Annotated in this window: 23 protein-coding genes, 1 tRNA gene and 6 pseudogenes; 3 read left to right on the top strand and 27 right to left on the bottom strand. The window is 39.5% G+C overall.

Annotated elements, in window-relative coordinates; genetic code table 11:
* Nucleotides 1–712, top strand: a 712-nt coding sequence (locus ACYQ2D_RS09780) for a beta-xylosidase family glycoside hydrolase (protein WP_459785284.1), incomplete at its 5' end; no start/stop codon positions are given.
* A 475-nt stretch (nt 713–1187) separates the two neighbouring features.
* Here the strand turns inward: ACYQ2D_RS09780 and ACYQ2D_RS09775 are convergent.
* The 5 genes and pseudogenes from ACYQ2D_RS09775 to ACYQ2D_RS09755 form a co-directional block, all read right to left on the bottom strand.
* Nucleotides 1188–1409 (bottom strand): annotated as a pseudogene (locus ACYQ2D_RS09775) (GNAT family N-acetyltransferase); the annotation flags it as partial.
* Nucleotides 1410–1492: 83 nt separating this feature from the next.
* On the bottom strand, nt 1493–1987 hold the full coding sequence (locus tag ACYQ2D_RS09770) for an HD domain-containing protein (RefSeq protein WP_008981870.1): 495 nt from the start codon (nt 1985–1987) through the stop codon (nt 1493–1495).
* 37 nt (nt 1988–2024) lie between these two features.
* Nucleotides 2025–2330, bottom strand: a pseudogene (locus ACYQ2D_RS09765) (class I SAM-dependent methyltransferase); the annotation flags it as partial.
* A gap of 340 nt (nt 2331–2670) precedes the next feature.
* Nucleotides 2671–3285 (bottom strand): annotated as a pseudogene (locus ACYQ2D_RS09760) (methyltransferase domain-containing protein); the annotation flags it as partial.
* Nucleotides 3271–3690: pseudogene (locus ACYQ2D_RS09755) on the bottom strand (GNAT family N-acetyltransferase); the annotation flags it as partial. The pseudogenes ACYQ2D_RS09760 and ACYQ2D_RS09755, both read right to left, overlap by 15 nt.
* 979 nt (nt 3691–4669) lie before the next feature.
* On the opposite strand from ACYQ2D_RS09755, the gene ACYQ2D_RS09750 reads away from it, so the two are divergent.
* Both ACYQ2D_RS09750 and ACYQ2D_RS09745 read left to right on the top strand, forming a co-directional pair.
* Nucleotides 4670–5782 carry a 2-hydroxyacyl-CoA dehydratase family protein gene (locus tag ACYQ2D_RS09750; protein ID WP_459785283.1) on the top strand — a complete coding sequence of 371 codons (1113 nt, stop codon included), beginning with the start codon at nt 4670–4672 and terminating at the stop codon, nt 5780–5782.
* Nucleotides 5779–7488 carry an acyl-CoA dehydratase activase gene (locus tag ACYQ2D_RS09745; protein ID WP_459785282.1) on the top strand — a complete coding sequence of 570 codons (1710 nt, stop codon included), beginning with the start codon at nt 5779–5781 and terminating at the stop codon, nt 7486–7488. The genes ACYQ2D_RS09750 and ACYQ2D_RS09745 overlap by 4 nt, the downstream gene beginning before the upstream one ends.
* Nucleotides 7489–7498: 10 nt before the next feature.
* Here the strand turns inward: ACYQ2D_RS09745 and ACYQ2D_RS09740 are convergent, their stop codons facing one another.
* The 22 genes and pseudogenes from ACYQ2D_RS09740 to ACYQ2D_RS09635 all read right to left on the bottom strand — a co-directional run bounded on the left by ACYQ2D_RS09740 (nt 7499) and on the right by ACYQ2D_RS09635 (nt 25604).
* Nucleotides 7499–7846, bottom strand: a complete 348-nt coding sequence (locus ACYQ2D_RS09740; protein ID WP_459785324.1) for a GyrI-like domain-containing protein — start codon at nt 7844–7846, stop codon at nt 7499–7501.
* Nucleotides 7806–7895, bottom strand: coding sequence for a hypothetical protein (locus ACYQ2D_RS09735; protein ID WP_459785322.1), 90 nt, complete (start codon nt 7893–7895; stop codon nt 7806–7808). The genes ACYQ2D_RS09740 and ACYQ2D_RS09735 overlap by 41 nt, the downstream gene beginning before the upstream one ends.
* Nucleotides 7896–8126: 231 nt before the next feature.
* Complete coding sequence (locus tag ACYQ2D_RS09730) at nt 8127–9380, bottom strand: ATP-binding protein (protein WP_055182611.1); 1254 nt, start codon at nt 9378–9380, stop codon at nt 8127–8129.
* A gap of 320 nt (nt 9381–9700) precedes the next feature.
* A complete protein-coding gene (locus tag ACYQ2D_RS09725; RefSeq protein ID WP_004613237.1) occupies nt 9701–10024 on the bottom strand; it encodes a hypothetical protein in 324 nt (107 codons plus the stop codon).
* A gap of 77 nt (nt 10025–10101) precedes the next feature.
* Nucleotides 10102–10626, bottom strand: coding sequence for a flavodoxin family protein (locus tag ACYQ2D_RS09720; protein ID WP_117457056.1), 525 nt, complete (start codon nt 10624–10626; stop codon nt 10102–10104).
* Nucleotides 10627–10690: 64 nt separating this feature from the next.
* Nucleotides 10691–10930 (bottom strand): annotated as a pseudogene (locus ACYQ2D_RS09715) (hypothetical protein); the annotation flags it as partial.
* Nucleotides 10867–11352 (bottom strand): annotated as a pseudogene (locus ACYQ2D_RS09710) (ParB N-terminal domain-containing protein); the annotation flags it as partial. The pseudogenes ACYQ2D_RS09710 and ACYQ2D_RS09715, both read right to left, overlap by 64 nt.
* A gap of 952 nt (nt 11353–12304) precedes the next feature.
* Nucleotides 12305–12877, bottom strand: coding sequence for a CDP-alcohol phosphatidyltransferase family protein (locus ACYQ2D_RS09705; RefSeq protein WP_055053943.1), 573 nt, complete (start codon nt 12875–12877; stop codon nt 12305–12307).
* On the bottom strand, nt 12867–13931 hold the full coding sequence (locus ACYQ2D_RS09700) for an FUSC family protein (RefSeq protein WP_459785281.1): 1065 nt from the start codon (nt 13929–13931) through the stop codon (nt 12867–12869). Before ACYQ2D_RS09700 ends, ACYQ2D_RS09705 begins: the two co-directional genes overlap by 11 nt.
* A gap of 31 nt (nt 13932–13962) precedes the next feature.
* Nucleotides 13963–15006: a HAMP domain-containing sensor histidine kinase gene (locus tag ACYQ2D_RS09695; protein ID WP_117457058.1), complete on the bottom strand. Its 1044-nt coding sequence runs from the start codon at nt 15004–15006 to the stop codon at nt 13963–13965.
* A complete protein-coding gene (locus ACYQ2D_RS09690; protein WP_459785280.1) occupies nt 15006–15716 on the bottom strand; it encodes a response regulator transcription factor in 711 nt (236 codons plus the stop codon). Before ACYQ2D_RS09690 ends, ACYQ2D_RS09695 begins: the two co-directional genes overlap by 1 nt.
* Complete coding sequence (locus tag ACYQ2D_RS09685) at nt 15695–17128, bottom strand: phospholipase D family protein (RefSeq protein WP_459785278.1); 1434 nt, start codon at nt 17126–17128, stop codon at nt 15695–15697. Before ACYQ2D_RS09685 ends, ACYQ2D_RS09690 begins: the two co-directional genes overlap by 22 nt.
* Nucleotides 17129–17326: 198 nt before the next feature.
* Nucleotides 17327–18886, bottom strand: coding sequence for a cardiolipin synthase (gene cls, locus ACYQ2D_RS09680; RefSeq protein WP_459785276.1), 1560 nt, complete (start codon nt 18884–18886; stop codon nt 17327–17329).
* Nucleotides 18887–18921: 35 nt separating this feature from the next.
* The gene (locus ACYQ2D_RS09675; RefSeq protein WP_117457062.1) at nt 18922–19602 is read right to left on the bottom strand and encodes a GTP pyrophosphokinase; all 681 of its coding nucleotides are present in this window, start codon (nt 19600–19602) and stop codon (nt 18922–18924) included.
* Between the two features lie 38 nt (nt 19603–19640).
* A complete protein-coding gene (bsh, locus tag ACYQ2D_RS09670) occupies nt 19641–20618 on the bottom strand; it encodes a choloylglycine hydrolase (protein ID WP_117457063.1) in 978 nt (325 codons plus the stop codon).
* Nucleotides 20619–20751: 133 nt separating this feature from the next.
* On the bottom strand, nt 20752–21156 hold the full coding sequence (locus ACYQ2D_RS09665; protein WP_459785275.1) for a hypothetical protein: 405 nt from the start codon (nt 21154–21156) through the stop codon (nt 20752–20754).
* A gap of 7 nt (nt 21157–21163) precedes the next feature.
* The gene (locus ACYQ2D_RS09660) at nt 21164–21460 is read right to left on the bottom strand and encodes a hypothetical protein (RefSeq protein WP_005334864.1); all 297 of its coding nucleotides are present in this window, start codon (nt 21458–21460) and stop codon (nt 21164–21166) included.
* A 9-nt stretch (nt 21461–21469) separates the two neighbouring features.
* Nucleotides 21470–22468, bottom strand: a complete 999-nt coding sequence (locus ACYQ2D_RS09655) for a DUF6017 domain-containing protein (RefSeq protein WP_459785274.1) — start codon at nt 22466–22468, stop codon at nt 21470–21472.
* Nucleotides 22469–22546: 78 nt separating this feature from the next.
* Nucleotides 22547–23449, bottom strand: coding sequence for a ParB/RepB/Spo0J family partition protein (locus ACYQ2D_RS09650; protein WP_187558749.1), 903 nt, complete (start codon nt 23447–23449; stop codon nt 22547–22549).
* On the bottom strand, nt 23439–24224 hold the full coding sequence (locus ACYQ2D_RS09645) for a ParA family protein (protein ID WP_459785272.1): 786 nt from the start codon (nt 24222–24224) through the stop codon (nt 23439–23441). The genes ACYQ2D_RS09650 and ACYQ2D_RS09645 overlap by 11 nt, the downstream gene beginning before the upstream one ends.
* Nucleotides 24225–24238: 14 nt before the next feature.
* On the bottom strand, nt 24239–25204 hold the full coding sequence (locus ACYQ2D_RS09640) for a ParB/RepB/Spo0J family partition protein (protein ID WP_459785271.1): 966 nt from the start codon (nt 25202–25204) through the stop codon (nt 24239–24241).
* A gap of 326 nt (nt 25205–25530) precedes the next feature.
* Nucleotides 25531–25604 (bottom strand) — tRNA-Arg (locus tag ACYQ2D_RS09635).
* Nucleotides 25605–25931 lie beyond the last annotated feature (327 nt).

The raw sequence follows: 25931 nt of genomic DNA, 5'->3' as shown, positions 1-25931 counted from the left end.
GCCTCGTATCGAGGGCGGACATGGCGGAAAAGTGCTTGTGGATGCGCCGAAAGATGCAATCTTGACAGAAGCACCGGCAGATCATTCGATGCATGATGAATTTGACACACCAAAACTTCATGATGAGTGGAATACCCTCCGCGTACCATTTACCGAGGAAATGGGTACGACAGGGGATGGCAGGCTGACATTGGTCGGAAAAGGATCCCTCTGCAATAAGCATGAGCTTTCGTTGGTGGCAAAACGCTGGCAGGCATTTAACTTTGATGCCGAAGTGAAAGTGAAATTTGATCCGTTCAACTATCAGCAGATGGCTGGATTGACAAATTTTTACAATGATAAGCACTGGTCATTCGCTTTCGTTACGTGGAATGAGAAAAATGGCCGCGTGATCGAAGTGGCAGAGTGCAATCGTGGCGGATATCGTTCGTTCCTTCGCGACGATGCGATTCCGGTACCGGATGATGTTGAATTTGTATGGCTTCGCACAAAAGTAAGAAAGCAGTCTTACAGCTACGAGTATTCCTTTGACGGAAAGAACTATACAGAGATTCCGGGCACACTGGATGCCGCTGTATTGTCCGATGATTACGTACTCCAGTCATACGGTGGATTCTTCACCGGAGCATTTGTCGGCATGGCATGCGTGGACTACTCCGGATACGATCAGACAGCAGAATTCCGCAGTTTTGACTATAAAGAACTGGATTAATCAATAGCAAGAGCCTTTTTTAAACCAGGCTCAATCAGATGGCTGGCGATGCCGCAGAGGATTCTGGGAAAAAGGACGAAAAGTCCGGGAACCAGGAAGACGATGAGGCAGGCGCCGGCCATTGTAAATAATAAGATGAAAGTTTCTTTGATGTGACCAGCCATCAGGCGCACGGAGAGCAGAAGAACTGCCGGAAATGAAGCGCGCAGGTGTGAGATCACGGCAAAGATATAATTGGCGAGAACCTAGAGGACGAGGCAGATTACCATCCATAAAAAGGGCGGTAAAAGATTGCCGTTTTTTCCGGTAAAGACTTGGGAAAGATCTAATTCATAGTCAAACCGAGGCCTCCTTGTGCTTAGAGCATATGAAGTTTTAGCTTTGTCTTGTAGTTTACGAATATCCGAAAATCAAAAAAGCCCTTTGAGAAAAGGATTTCTCCTCTCTCAAAGGGAAAGTTGGCAAACTTGAATTTCTATTTGTGTTGCCATGTCATTACATAATCTTTTTCTCCGGTAGTCTCATCTAAGCCACTATGCTGAATCTCAAATTCTTCTCTCTTATAAAAAGATATTGCCCGTGCGTTCTTTTGGTATACGTTCAAGTACAACTTATTCCTTTTATCCTTTGCATAATTCAGCAGAATTTTACCTAGACCCTGCGATTGCATTTCACCAGAAACAAAAATGCCCTCAACATATTCATCATTTAACCCTAGGGTTAAACTTAACTACTATTTTTTCTTTGCGATATAAAATACATAACTGTAATAATCTACTACTAATCTAAAATAAAGCGATTATAAGCTATCCTTTTTCCTGTGTTTGTTTTAAAGTTTTCATCTATACACTTTTTTATCTTTTCCTGTTCTTTTTCTTTATCCATAACCGTTAAATTTTCAAGCAAATCAGCTTCCCATTGTATTTGAAAATCAAGTCCATCAATTTTAGATGGAGTATGATGGTTGCCTATTATAAAGCATATTCTATCAATATTTTTGTTATAGCCTACCTTTTTTAATATTTCTTTCGCTACTTCTGGTCCTTCCTTTTCTTGATAGACACCATCAATAGAACCGTATTTTTTTTGTGCTTCAACCGCACCAATATCATGTAGTATAGCAATAATACTGATGAATTCTTTTTCTTCCTCTCCGATATTTTCTCCTTTCATTATATCTTCTGCATTTTTCAAAACTTTGAGAGTATGCTCTATGCCAAAAGGAATTTCTTTGAATACTTCTTTCATCTCTATAATAATTTTTTCTTTAAACATAAATTACCTCCATTTATACCTTATAGGTGTTTTAGTTCTATCTATCCACTTTTTTGTTCGCCGATACAATCAGCATCATGGGACGGCGCATTTCATCCTGCATCCCCGGAATATCCATCATGTATTCCGGTGGCTGCGGCTCCACAATATGATTTATTATAAAACCATTTGAAAGCAGTGTATTTAGATATGTGGTCAGTGTTCTATGATATTTTGTAACCTTTTCTCCCAAAAACACAGCTGTCCGTTTGCCCTCATAATAATAATTATCCACCGGAAAATGCAGTATTTCTCCTTTTTCGTTATAATGCCAGTCTTGTGTTCCATAGGCAGTAAAAACAGGATCTATGTTTTACCTTCCCAACTTCTAATTTTTTACATCATACCCCAAAAGCCTTGTCGTACTCAATAACTCCATTTAATTTGTTTTGACTTCCGTTAAGATTAAGTGCCATAAAACTTTCATCGTCAACTTCAAATGGCGCTTTTATTCCACACTCACTTGCCGGAATATATCCTGCCTTTGGATAGTATTTGGAATGTCCCAAAACAACTGAATATTCATATCCCAATTTATGTGCTATACTGTGTCCTTCTTTCATCAAAGATAATCCGATTCCCCTGTTCTGATAATCGGGTAATACAGAAAGAGGGGCAAGCGCAAGAACCTCAACCCCTTGAACAACTGCTTTTGTAAACGGCTTATTTCTTTTTAATGCCATCAGACTTGTTTCATTCGTGGCGTCTGCTACACAAAACTCAATGTGATCAGCATACCGTTTTTGGCGCTTTTTTGCCAGTTCCACCATTTTCTCACTATAATCAAAAGCCAAAACAGAGACAGCTTTTTCTGCAAGATATGCAGAATAATTTCCATTTCCACAGGCAATATCTAAAATATAGTCTGTTGGATCAGGATTTAGAAGCTCTGTTACTTTGGGGCGGACAACTTCTCTGTGAAAATCATTTGATTCATCCCCCATTGCACAATCCCAAAATTCAGCGTTTTGATTCCAGATTGCTTTACTTTCTTCCTTTGAATACTGCATAATATCCTCCTTCTGCAAAATTACTTTTTCTCCTTCGCCCCATGGCTCCTGAAATGCGTGATAATGATGTTCCAATATTTCATCTGTTATCACAAACGGCGAATTGGCATTTAAGACCTGATTTCTTTTATATAGTCTTTTTTGCAAAAGCTCCTTACTGGCTTTCATATAGACAAGTTCCGTTTCAGCGCCTGCTTTTTGGATCAGCTCTTTATAAAAATTCCGATTTCTATTTTGTTTCCATAGCATGGTGTATTCTTTTTCACCAGTGGCTTCATCCAAACCTTCACCTTCAATAATGAACCCTTCTCTTTGGTAAAAAGAAATTGCTCTGGCATTCTTCTGGTATACATTTAATTGTAATCTTTCTTTTTTATCCTTAATATAATCCAATAAAAGCTTCCCTATGCCGCACGACTGCATTTCATCAGAGACAAAAATACCTTCGATATATTCATCATTTAGTCCTATAAATCCTTGTATCATTTTATCCGCTTCATACACATAGACTTCGGATTGTGACATCATTTCTTTCACTAATTCATAATTACTTTTCCAGTATTGATTGGAAATAAAATAATGTGCTTTCAGATTTGTCTTTAACCATATTTCAGCAACTCTATCGATATCTCCGTTCAGTAATTTTCTAATCATAACAAATATTCTCCACAACTACATCCTTTATGCTTTTCTCTTTTTTCCATTCTATCACAAGCTCACCATTAATCATCAATTTTTTATATTTTTTCTTTTCTCCCACTGTAAAACAGCCTCTGAGCGTTTCGTTATATAGAGGGGTACAAATAAGAGCAAGATCCACCCATGTTTAACAGTATTGCCGTTTGGCATCCTGTTCTCCTATGGGATTTATCTTGATGGGGATCTCCCCATACCCTCTCAATAACAGACGTTTCACTTGTCTATTGTTTCCACCTAAAGGTGTTCACAGCACTATTTCTAATATCGGAAGGGACAGCCGATATTGAAATACGTGGACTCCAGCGGGAGGAATAGTCTCAGCGGAAGGAGGAGTATGAGAACAAAAAACAAAGATAAAGAACTGAATCACAGACATTTTATAGGATTACGTCTTACAGATGTCGAACTGGATTTATTAGATTAAGGTGCAGCTTGTTTGTCCATTAGCCGATCAGAATATCTGAGAAAACTCCTGCTTGAAAAGCAATTAAGGAGAAGGATACCAAGTGGGCAGTGGGCAATACGGTGGATTATTCATCGTTTACGGTGGTTGTTTGCTCAGTTTTTTGGAATATAGATGATTTTGTCACAGGCGTAAAGTTCTTCTCCCCCGCTGTTTCGCATTTCATATCCGATATATTTACAATTCCCATCCAACTGACTATAATAAAGAATGTCCGTTTGCCTGCAAAGGCGCGGAACCATATCCATCTGCATCAGGGCGATATGACAGAAAAATGAACTTAAAAGAATGGAAGAAAGAACAATGGATGTAATTGAAAAATTTGGAAATAGGGTGAGCAGCCAGGCGCTTAAGGATCCAGAAAAAGCGCGTCGGCTGCTTCTTGCGGGATACCGCCTGCAGGAAAAGAAGCTTCAGTTTTTGCCGGATCGGGGGCTACCGTCGTCGGGACAGTATGTGGCGCGGGTGGTTATGAAAAATATCATTCAGTCGCTGTCGGAACCGGAGAATGCGGCGATGGTCAGCATATTTGTGCCGGGAGAGCTGGTGATGGCGGCAGGGCTGACGCCGTACTCAGTGGAGGCGATGTCCTGTTTTATGGCGGGAACGAAGTGTGAGCAGACGTTTCTTCGGAAAACGGAGGAAGAAGGATTTCCGGAGACGATGTGTTCGTACCACAGGGTGTTTCTGGGGGCGGCGCTGACGGGGATTCTGCCAAAACCGAACTGCATGATTTATACGAACCTTGCGTGTGATGGAAATATGATGACGTTTCCGTATTTAAAGGATAAATTTGAATGTCCAGGCTTTTATATTGATGTTCCGTATGAGAAAAACCGGGAATCGGTTCTGTATGTGGCGGATCAGCTACGGAAATTAAAACGGTTTCTGGAGGAGACGACGGACAGACGGATTTCGGAGGAAACAGTGCGGAGTGCGGTAGATAACAGCCGAAAAGCGGCAGCGAATTATAAAAAACAGCTTGCCCTGCGGTGTGCGCATGACCCGGTGACCTCTCTGACGAATGAATTGTATGCGCTTTTTATGTGCCATCTGATGGCTGGCTCAGAGACGGCGGTTACCTATACGGAAAAACTTCTGCGCGATGTGCGGATGTCACCGAGGGGAGATGGTCTTTCGGTAATCTGGATGCACATCATGCCATTTTTACAGGAGCCGGTTAAGGATATTTTTAATTATAGTAAGAAAATGCACATCCGCGCTTGTGATTTCATCGCAGATGGTTTTCAGGAGATGCATGCGGAAGACCCGTATGAGGCGATGGCAGAGAAAATGGTCTACTGCATTTACAATGGCAGTGTGAAACAGAGAATTGAGGAAGCGGAACGGCTTGCCAGAATCACGGAATCGGATGGTGCTGTTTTATTTGCCCACTGGGGCTGTAAGGGAACGATCGGTGCATCCAGCCTGATTAAGCAGTCCTTAGAAAAGACAGGCCTTCCGACGATGATTCTCGACGGTGACGGCTGCAACCCCGCCAATACCAGCGACGGTCAGGTATCGACGCGGCTTCAGGCGTTTGTGGAAATGCTGGAAAAGGGCAAGGAGGAGAAACACGCATGATTTATTACGTCTGTAAGTACACCCCGATCGAGCTGTTCCGGGGGTTTGGAGAAGAATGTTCTGTTTTGGAGGAAATGCCGGAAAATTTCGAACAGTCGGATCAAATTGCACATGCAAATCTGTGCGGCTTTGGAAAATCGGTCATTCAGGCAGTGCTGGAAGGAAAGGTTGAACAGCTGGTGCTGGTAAACTGCTGCGATTCGATGCGGCGCGTTTACGATATCGTGGAGAGCACGGGAAAATGTAAGTTTTTATATATGCTGGATCTGCCGCATGATGATAATGAATGTGAAAAAGTGAAATTTGCGGGCACGATCCGGAGGCTTAAAAAGGCATATGAGGCATATTCCGGGAAAGTGTTTGATAAACGCGCTTTTATCAAGTCCTTTATTACGCCGGAAATGAACACGGAGCCGTACATTGGTGTGTTGGGCGTGCGGGTCAGCGGCATTCTGGAGGATATGATCCGGGACAATATCCAGATGGATGTGGAAAATCTGACCTGTACGGGTGGTCGGAAACTGTCGGTCGTACAGGATGAAATGTGGAATATGGAGGAAGAGGAGCTGTTTCTTTCTTACGCGGACGTCCTGCTGGGACAGATGCCGTGTTTCCGCATGAACCGTTCGATCCGCAGAAACCGTCTGTATCTGGATCCGAATTTAAAGGGAATTATTTATCACACGATCAAGTTCTGTGATTATTATGGATTTGAGTATGCGAGTATCAAGCGGGATATCAAGGTTCCGCTCCTTAAGATTGAGACTGATTTTACGAGCCAGAGCGCGGGGCAGCTTTTGACGCGCATTCAGGCATTTGAGGAGACGATCGAGGGATCAGAGGATATGGATCCGGGAAAAGGTATCAGTGAGGAGGCAAGAAAGAAGATGGAGTCAGGCATTTTTTATGTAGCGGGAATCGACAGCGGTTCGACAAGTACTGATGTGGTCATACTGGATCAGGATGGAAAAATTAAATCGACGATGATTATTCCGACCGGCGGCGGTGCGATGATGAGCGCCGAGAAGAGTCTGGATCTGGCGATTGAGAAAGCGGGAATTAAGAAAGAGGAGATCGTGCGGATCGATACGACCGGATATGGACGATCCTACATTGACAGCGGGGATGACAGCATCACGGAGATTACCTGCCATGCCAAGGGCGCAAATTATCTGAATCCGAATGTCCGCACTATCATCGACATTGGCGGGCAGGATATCAAGGCGATCAGCATCGACGGGCAGGGAGCCGTGAAAAATTTCCTGATGAATGACAAATGTGCCGCCGGAACGGGACGTTTTCTGGAAATGATGGCGAAAACGCTGGGACTTTCCCTGGAGGAAATGAGTGTGAAAGGGCTGGAATGGAAGCATAATATCGTGATTTCCAGCATGTGTACGGTGTTTGCAGAGTCGGAGGTCGTGTCGCTGGTGGCACAGAATAAGGATGTGGCAGATATTATCCACGGTTTAAATGTGTCAGTTGCCTCAAAAGTCGGCGCGTTGGCAGCCCGCCTTGGAAAGGGTCATCCAGGCGAATATATGATGACCGGCGGTGTGGCGAAGAACCGGGGTATCATCCAGGCATTGGAAGAGAAGCTTGGTGCTAAACTTTACATCTGTGATGAGGCGCAGCTCTGCGGTGCGCTGGGAGCGGCGCTATTTGCTTATGAGAAATGTAAAGGCAGTGCGGAGGAAACGCGATGAAGCGACAGGGTTAAAACACTTGTATCGATATTTTCGTCAGATATTCACTGGGAGAGGCTGTGGCCAATTCGTCGATCACAGCCTCTTTATAAGAGTATTTGCCGGTTTTAAACTTGCGTTCGTCGGTCCAATCAAAGAGTTTTTCGTAGGTGGCTTTCGAGTCATAGTAATTTCCCATTAAGTAAGAAAGTACCTTGCCAGCCCAAAGTGCTGCAACAGTCGCCCTCAACAGCATATCCAATATGCGCAAAGAAGAAGTATTGCAATATAGAACTACAACCTTCCTCTTCCATATTTTTTTAATATCTGACACATTTTTACGGATTGCATTTTTTACACGGATCATAACCTGCAGCAATCAGCGCATCACTACTCTCTGATGAGGATTTTTTATTGCTCTCCTTCATCTGTTTGACCGATGAACAGGACGGCCGATGAAATTTCTTTGTATTGGTATTGAGGATATAGGATTCCGTGCTGGTCTGCTGAGAAGCTACCTGCGGAACAGTCTCGTTTGTACGGATAAAAAAAATAAACTGAGCCACGGCTGTTCCAACATGAAATCAGCCGTGGCCTTATTTATATCATTTCACTCTTTTTTGAAATAGAACAACACCACAGCAACAACTCAAATCGTTTTAAAATTCCAGACTATTCGCATTCAGCAAGAAATACTTCATTCCCATGATGACAAAACCTTCATCATTTCTCCAAGGCTTTTTGCTGCCATTTACAATGACGATCTTCTTGAAAGAGTCCGGGATATTACGCAGAGAATTGAACTCCTGCGTCTGTTTTTCTTCCGAAGTCATGTCATATGCAACCTGGATATAGTATCTCTGGTTTCCTTGATTCACCACAAAGTCAACCTCCAACTGCTTGCGAACACGTTTGCCCTCTTTATCCTTATCGAAGATATCCACGACACCCACATCAACATTGTAGCCACGGATCAGCAACTCATTATAAACAATGTTCTCCATGATATGAGTAGGCTCCTGCTGTCTGAAATTCAGACGTGCATTTCTCAGTCCCAGATCAGTAAAGTAGTATTTCAGATTTGCACCGATATACTTTCTGCCCTTAATATCGTATCGGCTTGCCTTGGAAATCAAAAAGGCATCTGTCAAATGGTCGATATGCTTGGAGATGGTTTTATTAGCATAAGTCATCTGGCGCTCACTGGCAAATGTATTGGCAATCTTTGAAGGGTTAGTCGGTGCGCCGATTGCAGATGCAAGCACATCAACCAGAATCCCAATCTCATCCACGTTCTGAATCTTATTTCTTTCAATAACATCCTTCAGATAGACATTTGCAAAGATGTTCTTCAGATAGTCCGCTTTCTGTCGTTCGCTCTGGAAACTTACGATCTGCGGCAATCCTCCGTAGATCATGTAGTCATCCCAGGCATCATCATAATCGCCGTCATAGACAGAATAAAACTCTGCAAAGGAGAGAGGATAGATTCTAATCTCATCACCTCTGCCACGGAATTCGGTCACAATGTCGCTGGACAGGAACTTGGAATTACTTCCGGTGACATACACATCAATATTGCTCATGCGGAGCAGGCTGTTCAGCACTTCCTCAAATCGTGGCATGAACTGCACTTCATCCAAAAGGAGATAATACTTCCCGTCGTCTTTCATGGCATCCTTGATGTACTTGAAGCATACCTTGGGATCTCTTAATTCCTCGTTCTCAATACCATCCAATGCAATTTCAATAATATGATCAACATCAACGCCGTTCTCCAGTAAGTATCTCTTAAAGATGGTAAACAGCAAAAAGGATTTGCCACATCTACGAATGCCGGTAATCACCTTTATCATTCCATTATCTTTTCGCTCGATCAGCTGCTGTAGGTAAGCGTCTCTTTTAATCTCCATCGTTACACTCCCCATTTCCGTGCATCTACACACTTTTTAGTAATGAAATTCTATCACAGAACGACCTGAATTTCAATATGTATTCCCATTTTATGTGCATCTACACACTTTTATGTAATGTTGATAAATATATTTTCAGATTTTTTTGATTGCAGTGTCTATAATCGATTACTCCAATCGTTATTATAGGTAAACAACAAAAAGAAGATGGTTCCGATGTTTCATTAAATATGTTCGTTAGTCTTTTACGCAAAGGATTTTATCTCCTCTGCGCCCTAATGCTTTTCGGATTCAGTTCAACAAACTTGAATTTGACTTGCCTATTTTCTTAAAATCTCATGTGGAGCTTCTATTTCATTTGCCAAGGTATGCTCTGTTAATTCTGACATCAATTTCAATTTTTTATTAATCAATGGTCGCATACAATTAGGAACATGTTCCTGATGCGCTCTGTGGATTGCTACACATTCCTTACAGTTTCCGTGATAACGACAGGCTTTCAGGCAAGGACAGTGATCTTTGTCTTTATACTCCTTACGAAATTCCGCTGCAAATTCTTCTTGCAGTCTCAGCCCCTCGACACGGTTTCCCTTATGAAATTCTACCATTGCATCCAGTTCTTTCTGGTTCCCTTCAATCTTCATGTTATTATAGCGCCTCCATTTCAACTATTCCTCATTTTCTGATAAATTCCCATACAAACTTGAATTTGGTGTGTGCTTTATAAGTTTTTTCCGATCCACTCAAGTTCGTTCATGGAATCCTTATTTTTTTCAAGTTCATCTCTGGCTGTTGCGTAATATGATTTTTTGAAAAGCATATCCCATGAAAGATATTTTGCCATACAGTCAAACTGCTTATCAATCAGCTCATACTGGATACTGTCTACGGGAGAACCACCTACAACAATTGTGCCAACTTTTTTGTTTTTTAACTGCAATCCACGGCAGTAGCACTTATCAATGATAAGTTTCAATTGTGCTGACATTCCCCACCAATAAACTGGTGTAGCAAAAAGAATCATATCTGCGGCAGCAATTTTATCAATTGTAGAATTTGTATCATCCTTATCGACGCATCCCTTAGAGCATTGACAGACACCACATCCCTTGCATGGTGCAATGTTGAGTTTGTCGGGTTCAATGATTTCAATTTTATTCTTTTCTGACGCTCCTTTTATAAATGCATTGATTGCTGCCAGCGTATTTCCTTTTCTGGCACTTCCATTAATGATTACAATTTTCATGCGTGTATCCTCCAACTTCCGATTTGCACATCAAATCGTTTTCTTCATTCTATCACAACTTCTATTAATCCGCCATCAGTCTTTCGAACCGGGTATCCATGACAATGATAAACTGGCCTGCTCCTGGCAATTCTTGCAGCATTTCATCAAGAGTTTTCTGTTTCACATATTTCTGCACATACACCCAACAGGCAACGCTACTGGCTTCTGATACAATGTCAGCTATAGTTTTGCGCATAAGCTCTTCAAATTCAGCAATTTCTTCTTTTGGAACAACATCATACAGGGTTGGTGCCTGATTCGTTCTCTGTGAAGATTGGAATCTACCATACTTAAAATGGAATCATCTTCACTTAATACTCGGATGATCACCGGTACTTTACGGTATCCTAGTTTCTCCGCAGCATGTTTTCTTCTGTGGCCGGATATGATCTCATAGTAGCCATCCGGTACTGGTCTGACGATCAGCGGATTTAAAATGCCATACTTCTCAATGCTTTCCTGCAGAAGAAACATTTCCTTATCATCTTTCACTTGAAACGGATGCTCTTTGAATGGACGAAGACGCTCAATCTCAATTTCTATGATTCTTTCTTCGCTTTCTCCTGATTGTCTGTTTGGCTCAGTCATCTTGACTTCTTTCCTCCAGGATTCAGGAAATAAAAAATGCCTGCCTGGAACTTTTATAGATAGTAAAGTTCCAAACAGACATTGCTGTTTGACCATTAGCTGTAGCTAATAGAATTGAATACTGTTTCAGCTAATTCATGTTTGCAGGTTTGGGAGAGATTGTTTCTTTTCCCGCCTTTTCTCTGATTTACATCCCCGAATAAGGGGTGACAACGGAGCGGAACCCAAATGTTAGCTGGACTTCTTAAAACCCATGTTTGCAAACCGGTAATTTTGATTAGCTGTCAGCTAACAAAAATCGGATTGCGTTAGCTGGAAATTGATCATTTTGAATGGAATTTTGTGTCACGAACGTGATTTGAAAATAACAAAAGCGTTCGTTGTCAGCTAATCCAGCTAACATTTTCGAACGCTTTGAAGCCCGTCGCCAAGAGGATTTGAACCTCCGACCCCTCGCTTAGGAGTTCATCCTGGTACAGAAAACAGCTTGCATTCTATGTCAATCAAAGTCATTCAAAGCCTTGATTTTACTGCTTTTTCTGTCAATTTCAGAAAAGATAAGAAAACCTGTTTTCATCTGAGGAATTACAGTTTGGGTGGAAAAATGGTGGATTTTCCACCATTAGGGTAAAGCCAACCTGTTCCTTCCAATTATAAATGATGACTACCATTACCTGACATTTTACAGTAATGATTATTTGGTTTTCTTATTAGATCTATGTCTATTATACCGTGCTTGCGGTCAACTGTCGATAACAAATTGACCGCAAATGTATTATTTTTTCTTACGTTTACACTTTGTATCACAAAACTTCTACACTTCAAATACTCGGAAGTGTTTCTGAGCAGATTCATATTTCCCTGTTTCGTAATTTAGTATTTTCCATACCGGATTTAATTGCTCGTCCGTTAACGGAGTAACCTGATTGTCTTTATCCAGCCATGCAAAAATTATCTGTTCTGATTCTATCCAGGTTAAGTTTTTATCCTTCTTTATCTCATCAATATTCTCCTAAATATTTTTCTAGTCATTGCAATATAAAATTGCTTATACAGTCTCTCCCTTAAGAGTCCTGGTATTCTGGATAATATACAGAGCGACCGATATGACCATCATTATAGCGCACAAACCAATCAACAGATCTGATACCATCGGTGTAATGTGGAACCATATAATATGCACCGCTGCAGTTCCATATAATAAAAAGGTTACTATCTTTCCATGCCAGTCTGCACCATGTACTTTTCCTGTCTTTTGTATCACAAGACATCCACTGACTACCATATACAGCTCCTTACCTGCCATTATTACGATTAAAAGAAGCACATGCGGAAAACGAGTAAACAGACAGATTAACATCGCTGCCTGTGTCAGCTTATCAGCCACCGGATCAAGTATTTTTCCTAAATTACTAATTCTATGGAATCTTCTTGCGATATATCCATCAGCAAGATCCGTAAGACCAGACAGCAATAAGATTTCACCAGCTAACAGAGGATTTTTCTTTACACAATAACTCCATATAATTACCGGAATCAGACAAAGCCGAAAAAAAGAAAGAAGATTAGGAACCGTAATAATTCTATTCAAATTTTCTTCCTGATTCACTTCACTCTGCATGTACGGTCACCTCACTTTCCTTTTTTTTAGACATAAACCAATAAAATATAACACAAAATGCTAAAGCAAACACAACACCAAAAACATTTTGAATCACTCTAAGACTAACCGCTCCTTGTAGTCCATAAGTCTCTGCAGCAATGGCTAAAGCACCAAATGTGTTAAATACTGCCTGCCAGCCATATTGTGCTGAAAATCCTACACCGATTCCACCAAGAATTCCTATATATGCATAGATTGACGAAGGAAGCAGAAAATATAATACTGTAAAACATATAACACCTGCAATATTTCCGACAATCCTTTTACGGACTCTGTAGTGCATATCTTCCATAAACGGCAAAATCGCGGACATGGCCGCAATACCAGCCCACATTGCACGTGGCATATTACAAAGTTCTGCAATGCAAAGGACAATCGGTACGCATAAAATCTGACATATCTGCCATTTTGTTCTGGAAGAAGTGATATCAAATTCTTGTATCAGATCTTTCAGATTTCTTTTATAAGTTCTGTTTTGATGATTTCGATAAAATACAAAGCAGGTAAGTGCTGCACCTAAAGCCATTCCGACTAATCGCATCTGATAGCTTTTTCCCGTAACATCATAACCATATAGCAGCAGATACCCAAGAACCAATGTAGATTGATTAAACATGAATGGATTATGGCATCCGAACAGAATCAACACAGCCAGTGCCGCAATATTTAACAGCATTCCCAATACTGGTGAAAACTGATTTGCTAAATGCGGACATACAGTCATAATTACAAAGAACAAAGCCAAAAGCATCGTAGATTGTCCGGTGTGGATCCCCAGATCCGCATTCCGAAATACCATAAGGCATAATAAAACTACTACACCCACAATACTATTCTCATTTCCAAATAAGATACTGAAAATAGTAACAAATAAAAAACAAAATGCCATTGTAACAGCTATCTTTACCAAATATACCAGTATATGATATGATTTTTCTTTCACTGTTTCACTCTTTTTCAACAGATTTTTAGAACCTGCCTGATTTAACTGCAATTCCTGATAAAATGTCATGTAATTCCTCCTCTATCTGTTTTTCTTAAACTTATATGGCCTCATCTTTCTGTATTGGAAGCTCTACAACAAATCTGCATCCACCATATTCCCGGTTTTCTGCCTTGATTGTCCCGCCAGCACTATCTACGATCCGTTTCACAAGTGCAAGGCCGAGACCATTTCCTTCTGCTTTGTGAGAACCGTCTGCCTGATAAAATTTATCAAATATTCTGGTTTTCACATCATCCTCTATTCCCGGTCCTTCATCTTCCAGAATAAACATTACAGAATCCTTTTCCTGCTTCAGAAACATCATAATTGTCCCCTTTGCAGGACTGAATTTAATCGCATTATCTAAAAGATTCATCCATATATGCATAAAAAGTCCTTCATTCCCAGTATATTTAACTTCCTCCAGCTCTACCTGGAAACCAATTTCTTTTTCTGTCCATTTTGTTTCCAATGAAAGAAATGCCTGGCGGATCTGTTCATCCAGACGATATTCTGTTTTTTTCATTGGTATATTCTGATTCTCTAACTTGGATAACAGCAAAATATTACCAACCAATCCGGAAAGTCTTTGGGTGTTAAATAAGATTTTTTCTACATATTCCTCTTGATCCGGAGACAGTTCTTCTCCCTGAAGCAGCATTGTATATCCTTCAATGGCATTAATCGGGGTCTTAAACTCATGAGAAACATTAGATACAAAATCCATCTGCAGCACCTCTGTTGCACGAAGTTCTTTTGTCATAACGTTAAAACTTTGATAAGATTCTCCAACTTCTGCTATACGGCTGTTCGTTTCCAAATGCTGTTCAAAATCTCCCTGAGAAACTTCCTTCATTGCTTTACTAAGTCTGGTAATTGGTTCCAGTAACTTTGCATTGATAAAGGAAGTGATCAGCCCTGCAATCAATGTATTGAAAATCAAAAGCCAGCCAAGCACAGGTATGCCGCCCGGCAGATTAAAAAAATGATTCAAAAAAGCAAATAATAAAGCAGATAGGACTGTTGAAAATACAAGTGCCAGCCAGATTGCACCAGTCAGACAGGATCGGATCCGCAATCCTTTTTTTTTCTTTTGTTCCATTATCTTTTTACCACCTTGTATCCAATTCCACGCATTGTTACGATTTCAAAATCCGGGTTATCTTTAAAACGCTCTCTGATTCTTCCTATATGTACCTCTATTGTATGTGGGTCTACCTCCGTCTCGTATCCCCATACTTCATCCATCAACTGTTGTTTTGTAAATGTTCTGCCTGGCGAAGCTGCAAGCTTATATAAAAGCAGGAATTCTTTTTTAGGCAAAACAAGACTTTCCTTATCAGTTGTAACCGTCATTGCATCATAATCAAACTCTGTTAAACCGATCACAATTTTGTGTTCATTCAGTATCTGTGCACGGCGAAGCAGTGCTCCGACTCTTAAAACCATTTCATTCACATTTACCGGTTTTACCATATAATCGTCACTTCCCGAAAGAAATCCCTGGCGCATATCATCAAAGGAACCTTTCGCAGTGATCATAAGCACTGGTATCTGATATCCTGCTGAACGAAGTTCTGACACCAGTTCATAGCCATCCATAACCGGCATCATAATATCAGAAATGATCAGATCAATATATTCCTTATCCAATACTTCTAATGCCTGTGCTCCATCCGATGCATTTTTGACTTGATATCCATTCTTCTCAAGCACTTTTTGGAATAGCTGGCTTAATTCTTTATCATCTTCTACAATCAATATTTGAAACACGTTTTCCTTCCTCCTTATTAAAACAGATACCTTGCCCATCCAAGCAGATGCTGTACCAAAAATATTTTTCTCTGACGTTTCTTTGTTAATTCAATTGGCTCTACATGATATGGATCATTATAAGTTCCGCCTTCTAATATCTGGCGGGACACTTTTTCATATTCCATCATGCCCTCTTCCAACTGTTTATTAATATCTTTACTGCGAATTACAAGCATCAGTTCCGTATCCAGATACGTGCTTCTCATATCCATGTTAAAGGAACCGATTACGGATAGATCATCATCAATCAGGATGCTTTTTCCGTGGTAAGAATAGCCGCCTTCATACTCCCAGATATCAATTCCTGTATTTAAAATTCTGTTTCTGTTTCTCGCATAATCAGCAGAACCAAACGGATTTCCATTGTTGGCAACCGAATTGGTCATGATAGAAAAATCCGGAACTCTCTCCGCAATCTCTTTCCATGTATTATACATCATATCATTGCAGATAATATATGGTGTATGAATTTTCACGCGCTCTTTTGCATTTTTCATTAGTTCTCCCAGTTGATACCAGACTACTGGTTCCTTGGGAGCTGTGTGAATAGGATTTGACACTAATGTAATCTTTTCTGTCTCAAAAGTTTCGTCCGTATAATCGGTCTCGCAGATTCTTTCCTTATTCTCTTCAAAATATTTCTGATAGCCGTTCTGCAGCTCTAAAACTGCGTTCTTTACAGATTTTCTATTTGCCAGTTTTTTATTGTTATGAAAATAACCACTGTCTTCCTGATTCCATATGGTTTCAAAATACTCTGACAACTGATTAACTGAATTTTCCTTCTCAGGTTCATCGCAAACCACTAACACGTCTCTGTCATAGTTCTTATGTCCCGGAAAATCACCCAGGAAATAATTGTATGTATTTCTTCCCCCAAGAATATATCTCTTTCCATCTGCAATCAAATATTTATCATGCATTCTACCCATCATTTTCCACGGTTTCAACGGATTGGCCTTATTATACAGTTTAATTTCAACATTCTCATGGGAAGATAATCCATAGAAATACGGATTTCCTTCCATATCAATCCAGCTCTCCATTCCATCTACTAACAGACGAATATGTACACCTCTGTCTGCCGCATCATGCAGTGCTCCTAAAATCAATTTTCCACTTTCATCGGATTGAAATGCAAAAGTAGAAAGAATAATGTCTTCTTTTGCATTTCGGATCAAACGCACTCTTTGTAAAAGTGCTTCTGGATTTTTTTCTATGATCACTGCTCGTTCCATATTCTCACTGCATTCGTTCCATGACCCATTTTTTGTTTCTTTTTTGGTTGTATTGGACACTTCCGGCTGCTTTTTATATGCAACGCAGATTCCGAGCAATTCATAAAAAGCCACACATAAAAAAATTGCCAGTATAACAAGAAGGATTTTACATATTTTATGCTTTTTCATTGTACATCACCTGATTCCTTTTTATTTCATACTTATACAATACAAAGTCAATCTCAATTTAACCTCAACAAGGTTTGTTTTTTTCATCCATGCAAAATCTTCTTTGTACAACAGACTGTTAGATATAGCAAAAACGGCCTTTCAAAAACAGTTAACTTCTAAATCAACTGTTTTTTGAAAGGTCGTTTCATCAGATTCTTATAGCAATCCAGCAAATAATCTCATAAATAATTGTCCCAGTCGCAAATATGCACTTCGTCCGGTTTGATATTGGTCTGTCACATCACGACATTCTTCCATCGTTCTTATCAAATCATTTTTTATTTCCACAACTGCCTGACAATCTGCAATAAAACAGCCGTTTTCAAAATGGTGATATAAACTTCGATAATCCAGATTAATTGTTCCACAAGTTGCCATACAGTCATCTGCCACACTCATTTTTGCATGACAGAAACCAGGAGTCCACTCATAAACACGAACACCATGTTTAACTAATCCATGATAAAAAGAACGAGTTATATTATAAATGAATTTTTTATCAGGGATACCAGGTGTGATAATTCTTACGTCTACCCCTCGCTTAGCAGCCAGACATAACGCATGCGTCATTTCATCTGTTATGATTAGATATGGAGTCATAAACCAACAATATTTTTCAGCTTTATTTATCATACTGATATAAACTTCTTCTCCTACTTGCTCATTATCCATAGGGCTGTCTGCATAAGGTTGAACAAACCCAGTTTGCTGTGCCGCATAATCATAGTGGAAAAGGTATTTACTAAAATCAGAATCATTAGCATCCTTATCACTTACTGCATTCCACATTTCCAAGAATGTCACCGTAAGCGACTGAACAGCATCTCCTTCTAAACGAATACCTGTATCTTTCCACTGTCCATACGGGTGTGTGTAATTAAAATATTCGTTTGCTAGATTATATCCACCTGTAAATCCGACTTTTCCATCAATAACTGTTATTTTTCTATGATCACGATTGTTCAAAAACAGATTTAAACCTGGCATAAACGGATTGAATACACGGCAATGAATTCCTATTGCCTCCATCTTTTTCACAAAATCTGTGTTAATAAAGCCTATAGAACCCATATCATCGTAGAATACTCTAACTTCCACACCTGCTTTTACTCGCTCTTCCAGAACATCTTGAATCTTATGCCATGCTTCAGCGTCTTCTATCGCATGATATTCCATAAAGATAAACTTCTGTGCTTTCTCCAAATCCTTAAGCTGTGCCTCTAATCCTTTCACTGCTTCATCAAAATACACAATATCCGTATTCTGATAGATTGGATACTGCGAATTTCTTTGTATGTAACTTGCTATATTTCCTGCTTTCGGAATTGTTTCTTTTATTTTGCTCAAACACGCCTGACTGTCTGGAAGCATTGGTAACAATTTGCTATCAATTTCTGCATATCTCTCACGCATTTTATGTGTGCCACCATTCAAACCAATCAACAAATACAGGCCTACACCCATAATTGGGAAGATTAGAATTAAGATGACCCAAGGCATTTTCATAGAAGAGGTCTTATCTGATGCGTACAATCCCAAAACCAAGATTCCACTCAAAATCCTTGTAAATAAATTTATAATTTCTGCATATTCATTCAAGCGTGTTACGATAGTAATAATAAAAATTACTTCCAGAAGAATGCAGACTATGGAAAAACACAGCCGTTTTACCCCATTTTTTGTTTTTGCTTTGCCCTCTAAAGTATCTTGCTTCATATATATTCCACCTTCCTACTTGCTCAGTTTTCTGCCTAAATTTCATGAAACATACCAATTTTGTCTTTTATTCTCTGCATTTCATCATCCGCTTCAATGATAGCTCTTGCAGAATGAAGTAATTCTTCACTTATCTCATCATAACCAGGCATTTCTTCAATTCCTTTTTTATAGCGAAGTTGATGTTCCAATGTTGCCCAGAAATCCATACCATTGGTTCGGATCTGTAATTCTACACGCATAGGTGTTTTACCCTTAGCAAAAAATACTGGTATTTCAACAATCATATGATAGCTTCGATAACCATTTGGTTTTGGATTTTTTATATAATCTTTTATTTCAATAACTTTAATATCATCCTGTTGGGTAATCAAATCTGATATCATATAAATATCGTCAATAAACGCACAAACTATTCGAACGCCTGCTACATCATTTAAATATGTCTGTATATTTTCTGTTGTAAAATCATGTCCCATTTTCTGCAATTTATTGTAAATACTATTGGGCTTCTTAATCCTTGTTTTTATAAAAGAAATAGGATTTCGATTGTTCTCAACTGAAAATTCATCATCCAAAACCTCAAGTTTAGTTTGTATCTCCCGAATAGCACAACGATACATCATCATTAAATTATAAAATTTTGTAGCATTATTTAAAAACTGTAGTGATTCCGGACTGTTCATCCTGAGTTTTTTTACTTCATCTTTTGTCATGGAACTTTCCTTTCTACCTCATCCCTGATTTCAAAACATTATTTATTTTGATAGTTGATTCGTTCTCCTTGAATTACTGGATAACAAATCATTTTATCACTATCCAGATTTTCTACATGCATATCTACTGCACTGATCTGATGGTTTTCATAAGTATTGTAATAATAAATACCTTTTGTAACATTACAACACGACGTATACAATGTGATTTCATATTTTCCATCCGCTACTTCGCAACATCCTCGTTGCTGATCCACAGATCCGAGAATGTGGAAGAATTGGCTAACGCTTTCTTCCTCTGATTCACCTGAAATTGCATTTACCTTTGTAAAAGCTACACGTACAAAGCGTGAGGAAGATGAGAGATCTCCCGGAAGACCTAATCCTCCCATACCTCTACTATATGCATCAAGAGCCAAATTTTCGCAGAAAGTATTTCTGGGCTGTTTAGGAGATAAATACATATAATTATTTAGTTGAAACATCTGCTGTGGAAATGGCGGATTATTCGTAAGCACTCCTACTGGATTGTCATAAATATGCAAACCATCTGACATAGATTCTACCGTAATTGACTCATTCTCATCAGAAATGATCCAGTGTAATTGTGCTAATGGCAATTGCTCGCTGAAAGGAGTATTAACAATATTAATTCGTTCAAGAAGCTCGCGAACTTCAACTAAAGAAGAACACTGACTTAAAATCCACGGAATAAATTCAAACTGTGCAATATTTTCCACATCTGGCTTAATCGTTGCATAAACAGCATTTCCTACAAAATTCAGTCCTGCCATTGCCACTCCTTTTTCATTCATAGCATCATAATACAAAGGATAATCCTCTGCAACATGAGCCATTCCAATAATTGCATAATGATTTTTCATATCGCCAACATGGCGAAAATTAAACGCATAATTACGTGGTGTAATTACTATCTGATCACCATAAGAGAATTCATAATCGAGGGTTCGTCCAAAGTAAAAATCTTTTGTTTTATAAGTTGCTGCTGTACACATGATCGTTTATCCTCCTAAACAGATTGAAATATGTCAATGAGTTTTTTCTTGAACAATAGTATAGCACAATCTTTTATTTTGTTCCAACTTCATACATGATCATAACATGTAAACTTTAAACTATTTTCCTAGATTATTTCTCCATCAGTTTTTCAAACCAGGTATCCATAGCTAGGATGAATTGACCTACGTCTGGCAATTCTTGCAGCATTTCGTTTAGGGTTTTGTGCTTCACATATTTCTGCACATACACCCAACAGGCAACGCTACTGGCTTCTGATACAATGTCAGCTATGGTTTTGCGCATAAGCTCTTCAAATTCAGCAATTTCTTCTTTTGGGACAACATCATACAGTGTTGGTGCCTGATGACTTATTTTTACTCCATTTTCATTTGCATCTTTAAGCAGATTCTTAACTTTTTCTCTTGAATCCTCCGGTACTTTCATGTACTCCCACATAAATGCTACCACATCGGCTGGTGTGTCTTTTTTAAGTGGCGGTAGCTGAATATAATCATTGTTTTTGCTCATTTTCATATTCTCCTCACGATATAATAAAATCAATAATACGTTCTCTTGTCATGTCCAGTACAGTATCTACGAACACTCCTGCAAACAGGATCAGATACAGAATTACACTCAGCGAAAACAGAAATGCAACCTGTACCCAGTCATGGTAACAGTATGCAGTCGCTATAATCAACAAAGTGAATATAAACCCAAGGATCCCTCTGACAACCGCATACGTCTGTACTGTCATCTTCACTGCCAGGCCAATCACAAAAAGGATCAGCCATACCGGCAGTAATAATATCTTCCCAGCAAGTTTTAAAATAAACATGTGCACCTCCTATCTTACCAGTCCTGGCATATCATGGTTCACCTCTGCCTGATAATACCCGTTCATCGTTGACGGTGCATTAAACAAAGCTGCTAATAAATATTTCTTGATGTTCTTCACCTTTGTGGTGTTACCACTCATACAGTGTAAGACATACTCGATATGTGAATAGGTCAGCATCAGAAATTTTTTCTTCACCAGTGATGCCGGATACCAGTTGCTGGCAATCAAGATCTTGTCATTTTTACACATCACAGTTTCTACGATCAGGTTCACGATTTCATCTACCTGTCGCATATCGTCATGATGGGTTACTTCCAGTGATTCATAATCAATGGTCTCTTTGACAAGGTTTTCATAAGCCTGATAATCCTCAGAACGATTATCGCTATCAAATCTTTTCTCATCCACAGATATGATATGATTAGATTTATTATCATTCATTTCAGTATCACTAAGATTAGTATTATTAGGGTTTGAAATGTAAACTTCTTGAAGTTTGTTTTCGGGACTTCTAGAAGTTTGATTTTGGGACTTCATGAAGTTTGAATTGTAAACTTCTGCGGGTTCCTCATTTTCCACAGAAGTTTGTTTTTTAAACTTCTTTAATTCCTCTTCAAATTTTTTCTCATCTGTTTTCTCAGGCATAAAGGTTTTCACGTAGATGACGTTCACCTTTCCAAATCCCTGTCTGCGTTTCTCAATCAGGCCAATCCCTGTTTCGTCATCCAGTTCTCTCATGGATTTGATGGCTTTATTTCTGCCACAGTTCAGTAATTCCATGATATCTTCGATGGAAAAGTAGATATATGCTCTGTTTTTGTCGTCAAACCACTGATTCTTGATGGAAAGAGACATTCGATCCAACATCAGTCCATATAAAATTTTAGCATCGCTTGATAAGTCTTTAAAGTAACTGTCTGTAAATAATGCTTTTGGTATGCGGTAGAAGCTGAACTGATCAGCTTCGGTACCGTAAAAATAATTAAATGTCATTTTTTTCTCCATAACTGCCTCCTTTCGTTTTCTGCTAAGAAGTCCTCTTTTTAAACTTCTTTGACTTTGTTTTCTTAACTTTTTCTATCCTTAACAGGACTGTTCATGCATCCATTTTTCTAATAATGATTCAATCACCTGCTCCATATCTTTGTCTGTATAATCATCCGGAAAGTACTTTGTCAGTTTCTTTTCTGAGAAAGTGAGAGACCGGGATACTTTCTTTGCCATCACACAGTTATTGAAAATTGATAACATCTGAATCTGATTGATTGGCCCATCATTCAGTTGATTTCTAAGTGTTGCAATCTGTTTGGGCTTGATAAATCCAGTGTCGCTGATATATTCGTAAATCCATTCCTGTACTTCCTTATCGATATAGGAGATATCAACAGCAACCGTGAACTGAAGCTTTTTGTTATCTACCAGATCAAGCAGTTCCGGAATTAACTCTGTCAGGCGGATAAATCTTTTTACCTGACGACCACTTATTCCCTCCGTTTCACCAATTATATCTGTGGTTAAATTCGGGACAATTTGTCCCGTATTTCCTTTACTGGGTCTACCAGCTTTTCTTTTCATTGCCTCAAGTTTCATCTTATAAGCAAAGGCTTTCTCACTCGGCAACAATTCCTCTCGCTGAATGTTAGCGTCCACCATAGCCACAATGGCATCATCATCTGATAATTCTCTTACGATTGCCGGAATTGTCGTCAGTCCTGCAAGCTGTGCTGCATGCATTCTTCTGTGACCGGATACCATTTCATATTCTTCATTTTCATCCATGCGAAGCAGTACCGGTGTCAGCACACCATTGATCTTTACACTTTCAACCAGGTCCTGCATCTTTTCATCATCCAGCACCTTGAAGGGATGATTTTTAAACGGATGGATCTTACTGATCTCTATCTCCATTGCTGACTCTTCATTTACCACACCAAGCAGTTCATCAATACTTGCCAGTTTAATCTTTTCGCCACTTCTATTTTTCATTCTTCAAAACCTCCTGTGTTAAGTTCATATATGCTTCTGCAACCTTTCCTTTCAGGCAGTGCATGTAGATGCTTTTTCCCTCTGCACTGGTCTCAGCAGCTTTTACAGACATCGGAATTACATTTTCAAATACCTCGATCTGACTTCCGTAGGTTGTATGTACTCTTGATGCAATGTCCCTTGCGTAATTGGTTCTGAAGTCAACCATAGTCAACAGAATGCCTTCAATCGCCAGTTTCCGGTTCAGTCTTTTCTTTACTGTAAGAATGGTCTTGATCAGCTGCTGAAGTCCTTTCACCGGCAGATATGCGGCTTGCACAGGTATCAGCACGGAATCGGAAGAGACCAGTGCATTGATTGTCATCATACCAAGGCTCGGCATACAGTCAATCAGGATATAATCGTATCGGCATCTTATCGCATCGATATATTCTTTCATGATCATTTCTCTGCTCATAACATTTCCCATCGTTACTTCCAGTGCGGAAAGCTCAATATTTGCCGGGAGAAGATCTACATTTTCCTGGTGATGTAAGATCCCATCTTCCAAAGAGATTTCTTCTTCGTTGATGACATCCATCATGATCGTTGCCAGTGTGATGCGAAGAACATCCGGTTCCTCATATCCAAGACTTGCGGTTAAACTTCCCTGTGGATCCGCGTCGATCAGCAACACTTTCTTACCTTCTCTTGCCAGTCCAATGCCTACATTTACGGTTGTGGTGGTCTTTCCGACGCCACCTTTCTGGTTTACTACGGATATAACTTTACACATGATTGCTTCCTCCTTTAACTTTCCCATGATTCTTTTTTCCATAATTTTAGTAGTGTCAATATTTCCCGTTTCATCATTGCCGGTGTATAGGAATTCGGAAAATACTTATGTAGCTGTTCGTTTGTGAAAGCCACTCTTGTGATTTCACCCTTTTTAACCTCACACATGATTTCTTCCATCTTTTCCAGTGACAACTGCTTTTCTTTACTCAGTTGCCGGATCCTCTGGGCCTGTGAGAGTGACGGGATTGCCTGTGCATACTCCATTGCTACAAGCAGTTCCTTTTGCTCTTTTTCACTTAATGCAGCTATCTCTACAGCCGGACAAAAAGAAATAATCTCATCATCCAGTTTCTGCAGCATTTCCGGTATCAGTTTTGTCAGTGAGATATAACGCTGCACTTGTTTTGGGCTATCACCACAATCTTCGCTGATAATCTCTATCGCCCGCTTTCTTGGTGTTTTGTGGTCAACTTGGCTCTTTTTTCGACCACTTTTTCTTTTTAATACGTCATTCTTCAATTTGTAAGCAAAAGCTTTTTCACTGTAGCTGATCCGTTCTCTGTGAAGATTAGAATCTACCATGCTTAAAATGGAATCATCTTCACTTAATACCCGGATAATCACCGGCACTTTTCGGTATCCCAGTTTCTCCGCAGCATGTTTTCTTCTGTGGCCGGATATGATCTCATAGTATCCATCCGGTACTGGTCTGACGATTAGCGGATTTAAAATTCCATACTTCTCAATGCTTTCCTGCAAAAGAAACATTTCCTTATCATCTTTTACCTGAAACGGGTGCTCTTTGAACGGACGAAGACGCTCAATCTCAATTTCTATGATTCTTTCTTCGCTTTCTCCTGATTGTCTGTTTGGCTCAGTCATCTTGACTCCTTTCCTACAGGATTCAGGAAATAAAAAATGCCTGCCTGGAACTTTTATAGATAGTAAAGTTCCAAACAGACATTGCTGTTTGACCATTAGCTGTAGCTAATAGAATTGAATACTGTTTCAGCTAATTCATGTTTGCAGGTTTGGGAGAGATTGTTTCTTTTCCCGCCTTTTCTCTGATTTACATCCCCGAATAAGGGGTGACAACGGAGCGGAACCCAAATGTTAGCTGGACTTCTTAAAACCCATGTTTGCAAACCGGTAATTTTGATTAGCTGTCAGCTAACAAAAATCGGATTGCGTTAGCTGGAAATTGATCATTTTGAATGGAATTTTGTGTCACGAACGTGATTTGAAAATAACAAAAGCGTTCGTTGTCAGCTAATCCAGCTAACATTTTCGAACGCTTTGAAGCCCGTCGCCAAGAGGATTTGAACCTCCGACCCCTCGCTTAGGAGGCGAGTGCTCTATCCAGCTGAGCTATGACGACACATGCCGCAAACCCTTGATTTTACTGGGTTTCTGGGATTTTTCCCTTCGGCCATATATAAGATTATCAACTCTTTTTTGAGCTGTCAATCTACAGATTTTTTTTGCTAATGAAGCATAATAATTGACACATATAAATGATTTTATACTAACCAATTCAAAAAGTCAACCCTGGCATGGCTTTTTGAACGCAGATAAGCAAGTAGCAAAGCGGATTGCGAATGTCCGCTTTACCGCTTTACCCTTGTCAGAACAATGGGGATAAAATAAAAAGGACATCCTATCTATTGAATTTTTTATTTTAAGATAGAACGTCCTTTTTAAGTTT

Source organism: Blautia stercoris (assembly GCF_054657695.1).
The sequence above is the reverse complement of the archived record's forward strand: the minus strand, read 5'-3'. Positions and strand labels throughout refer to the sequence as shown.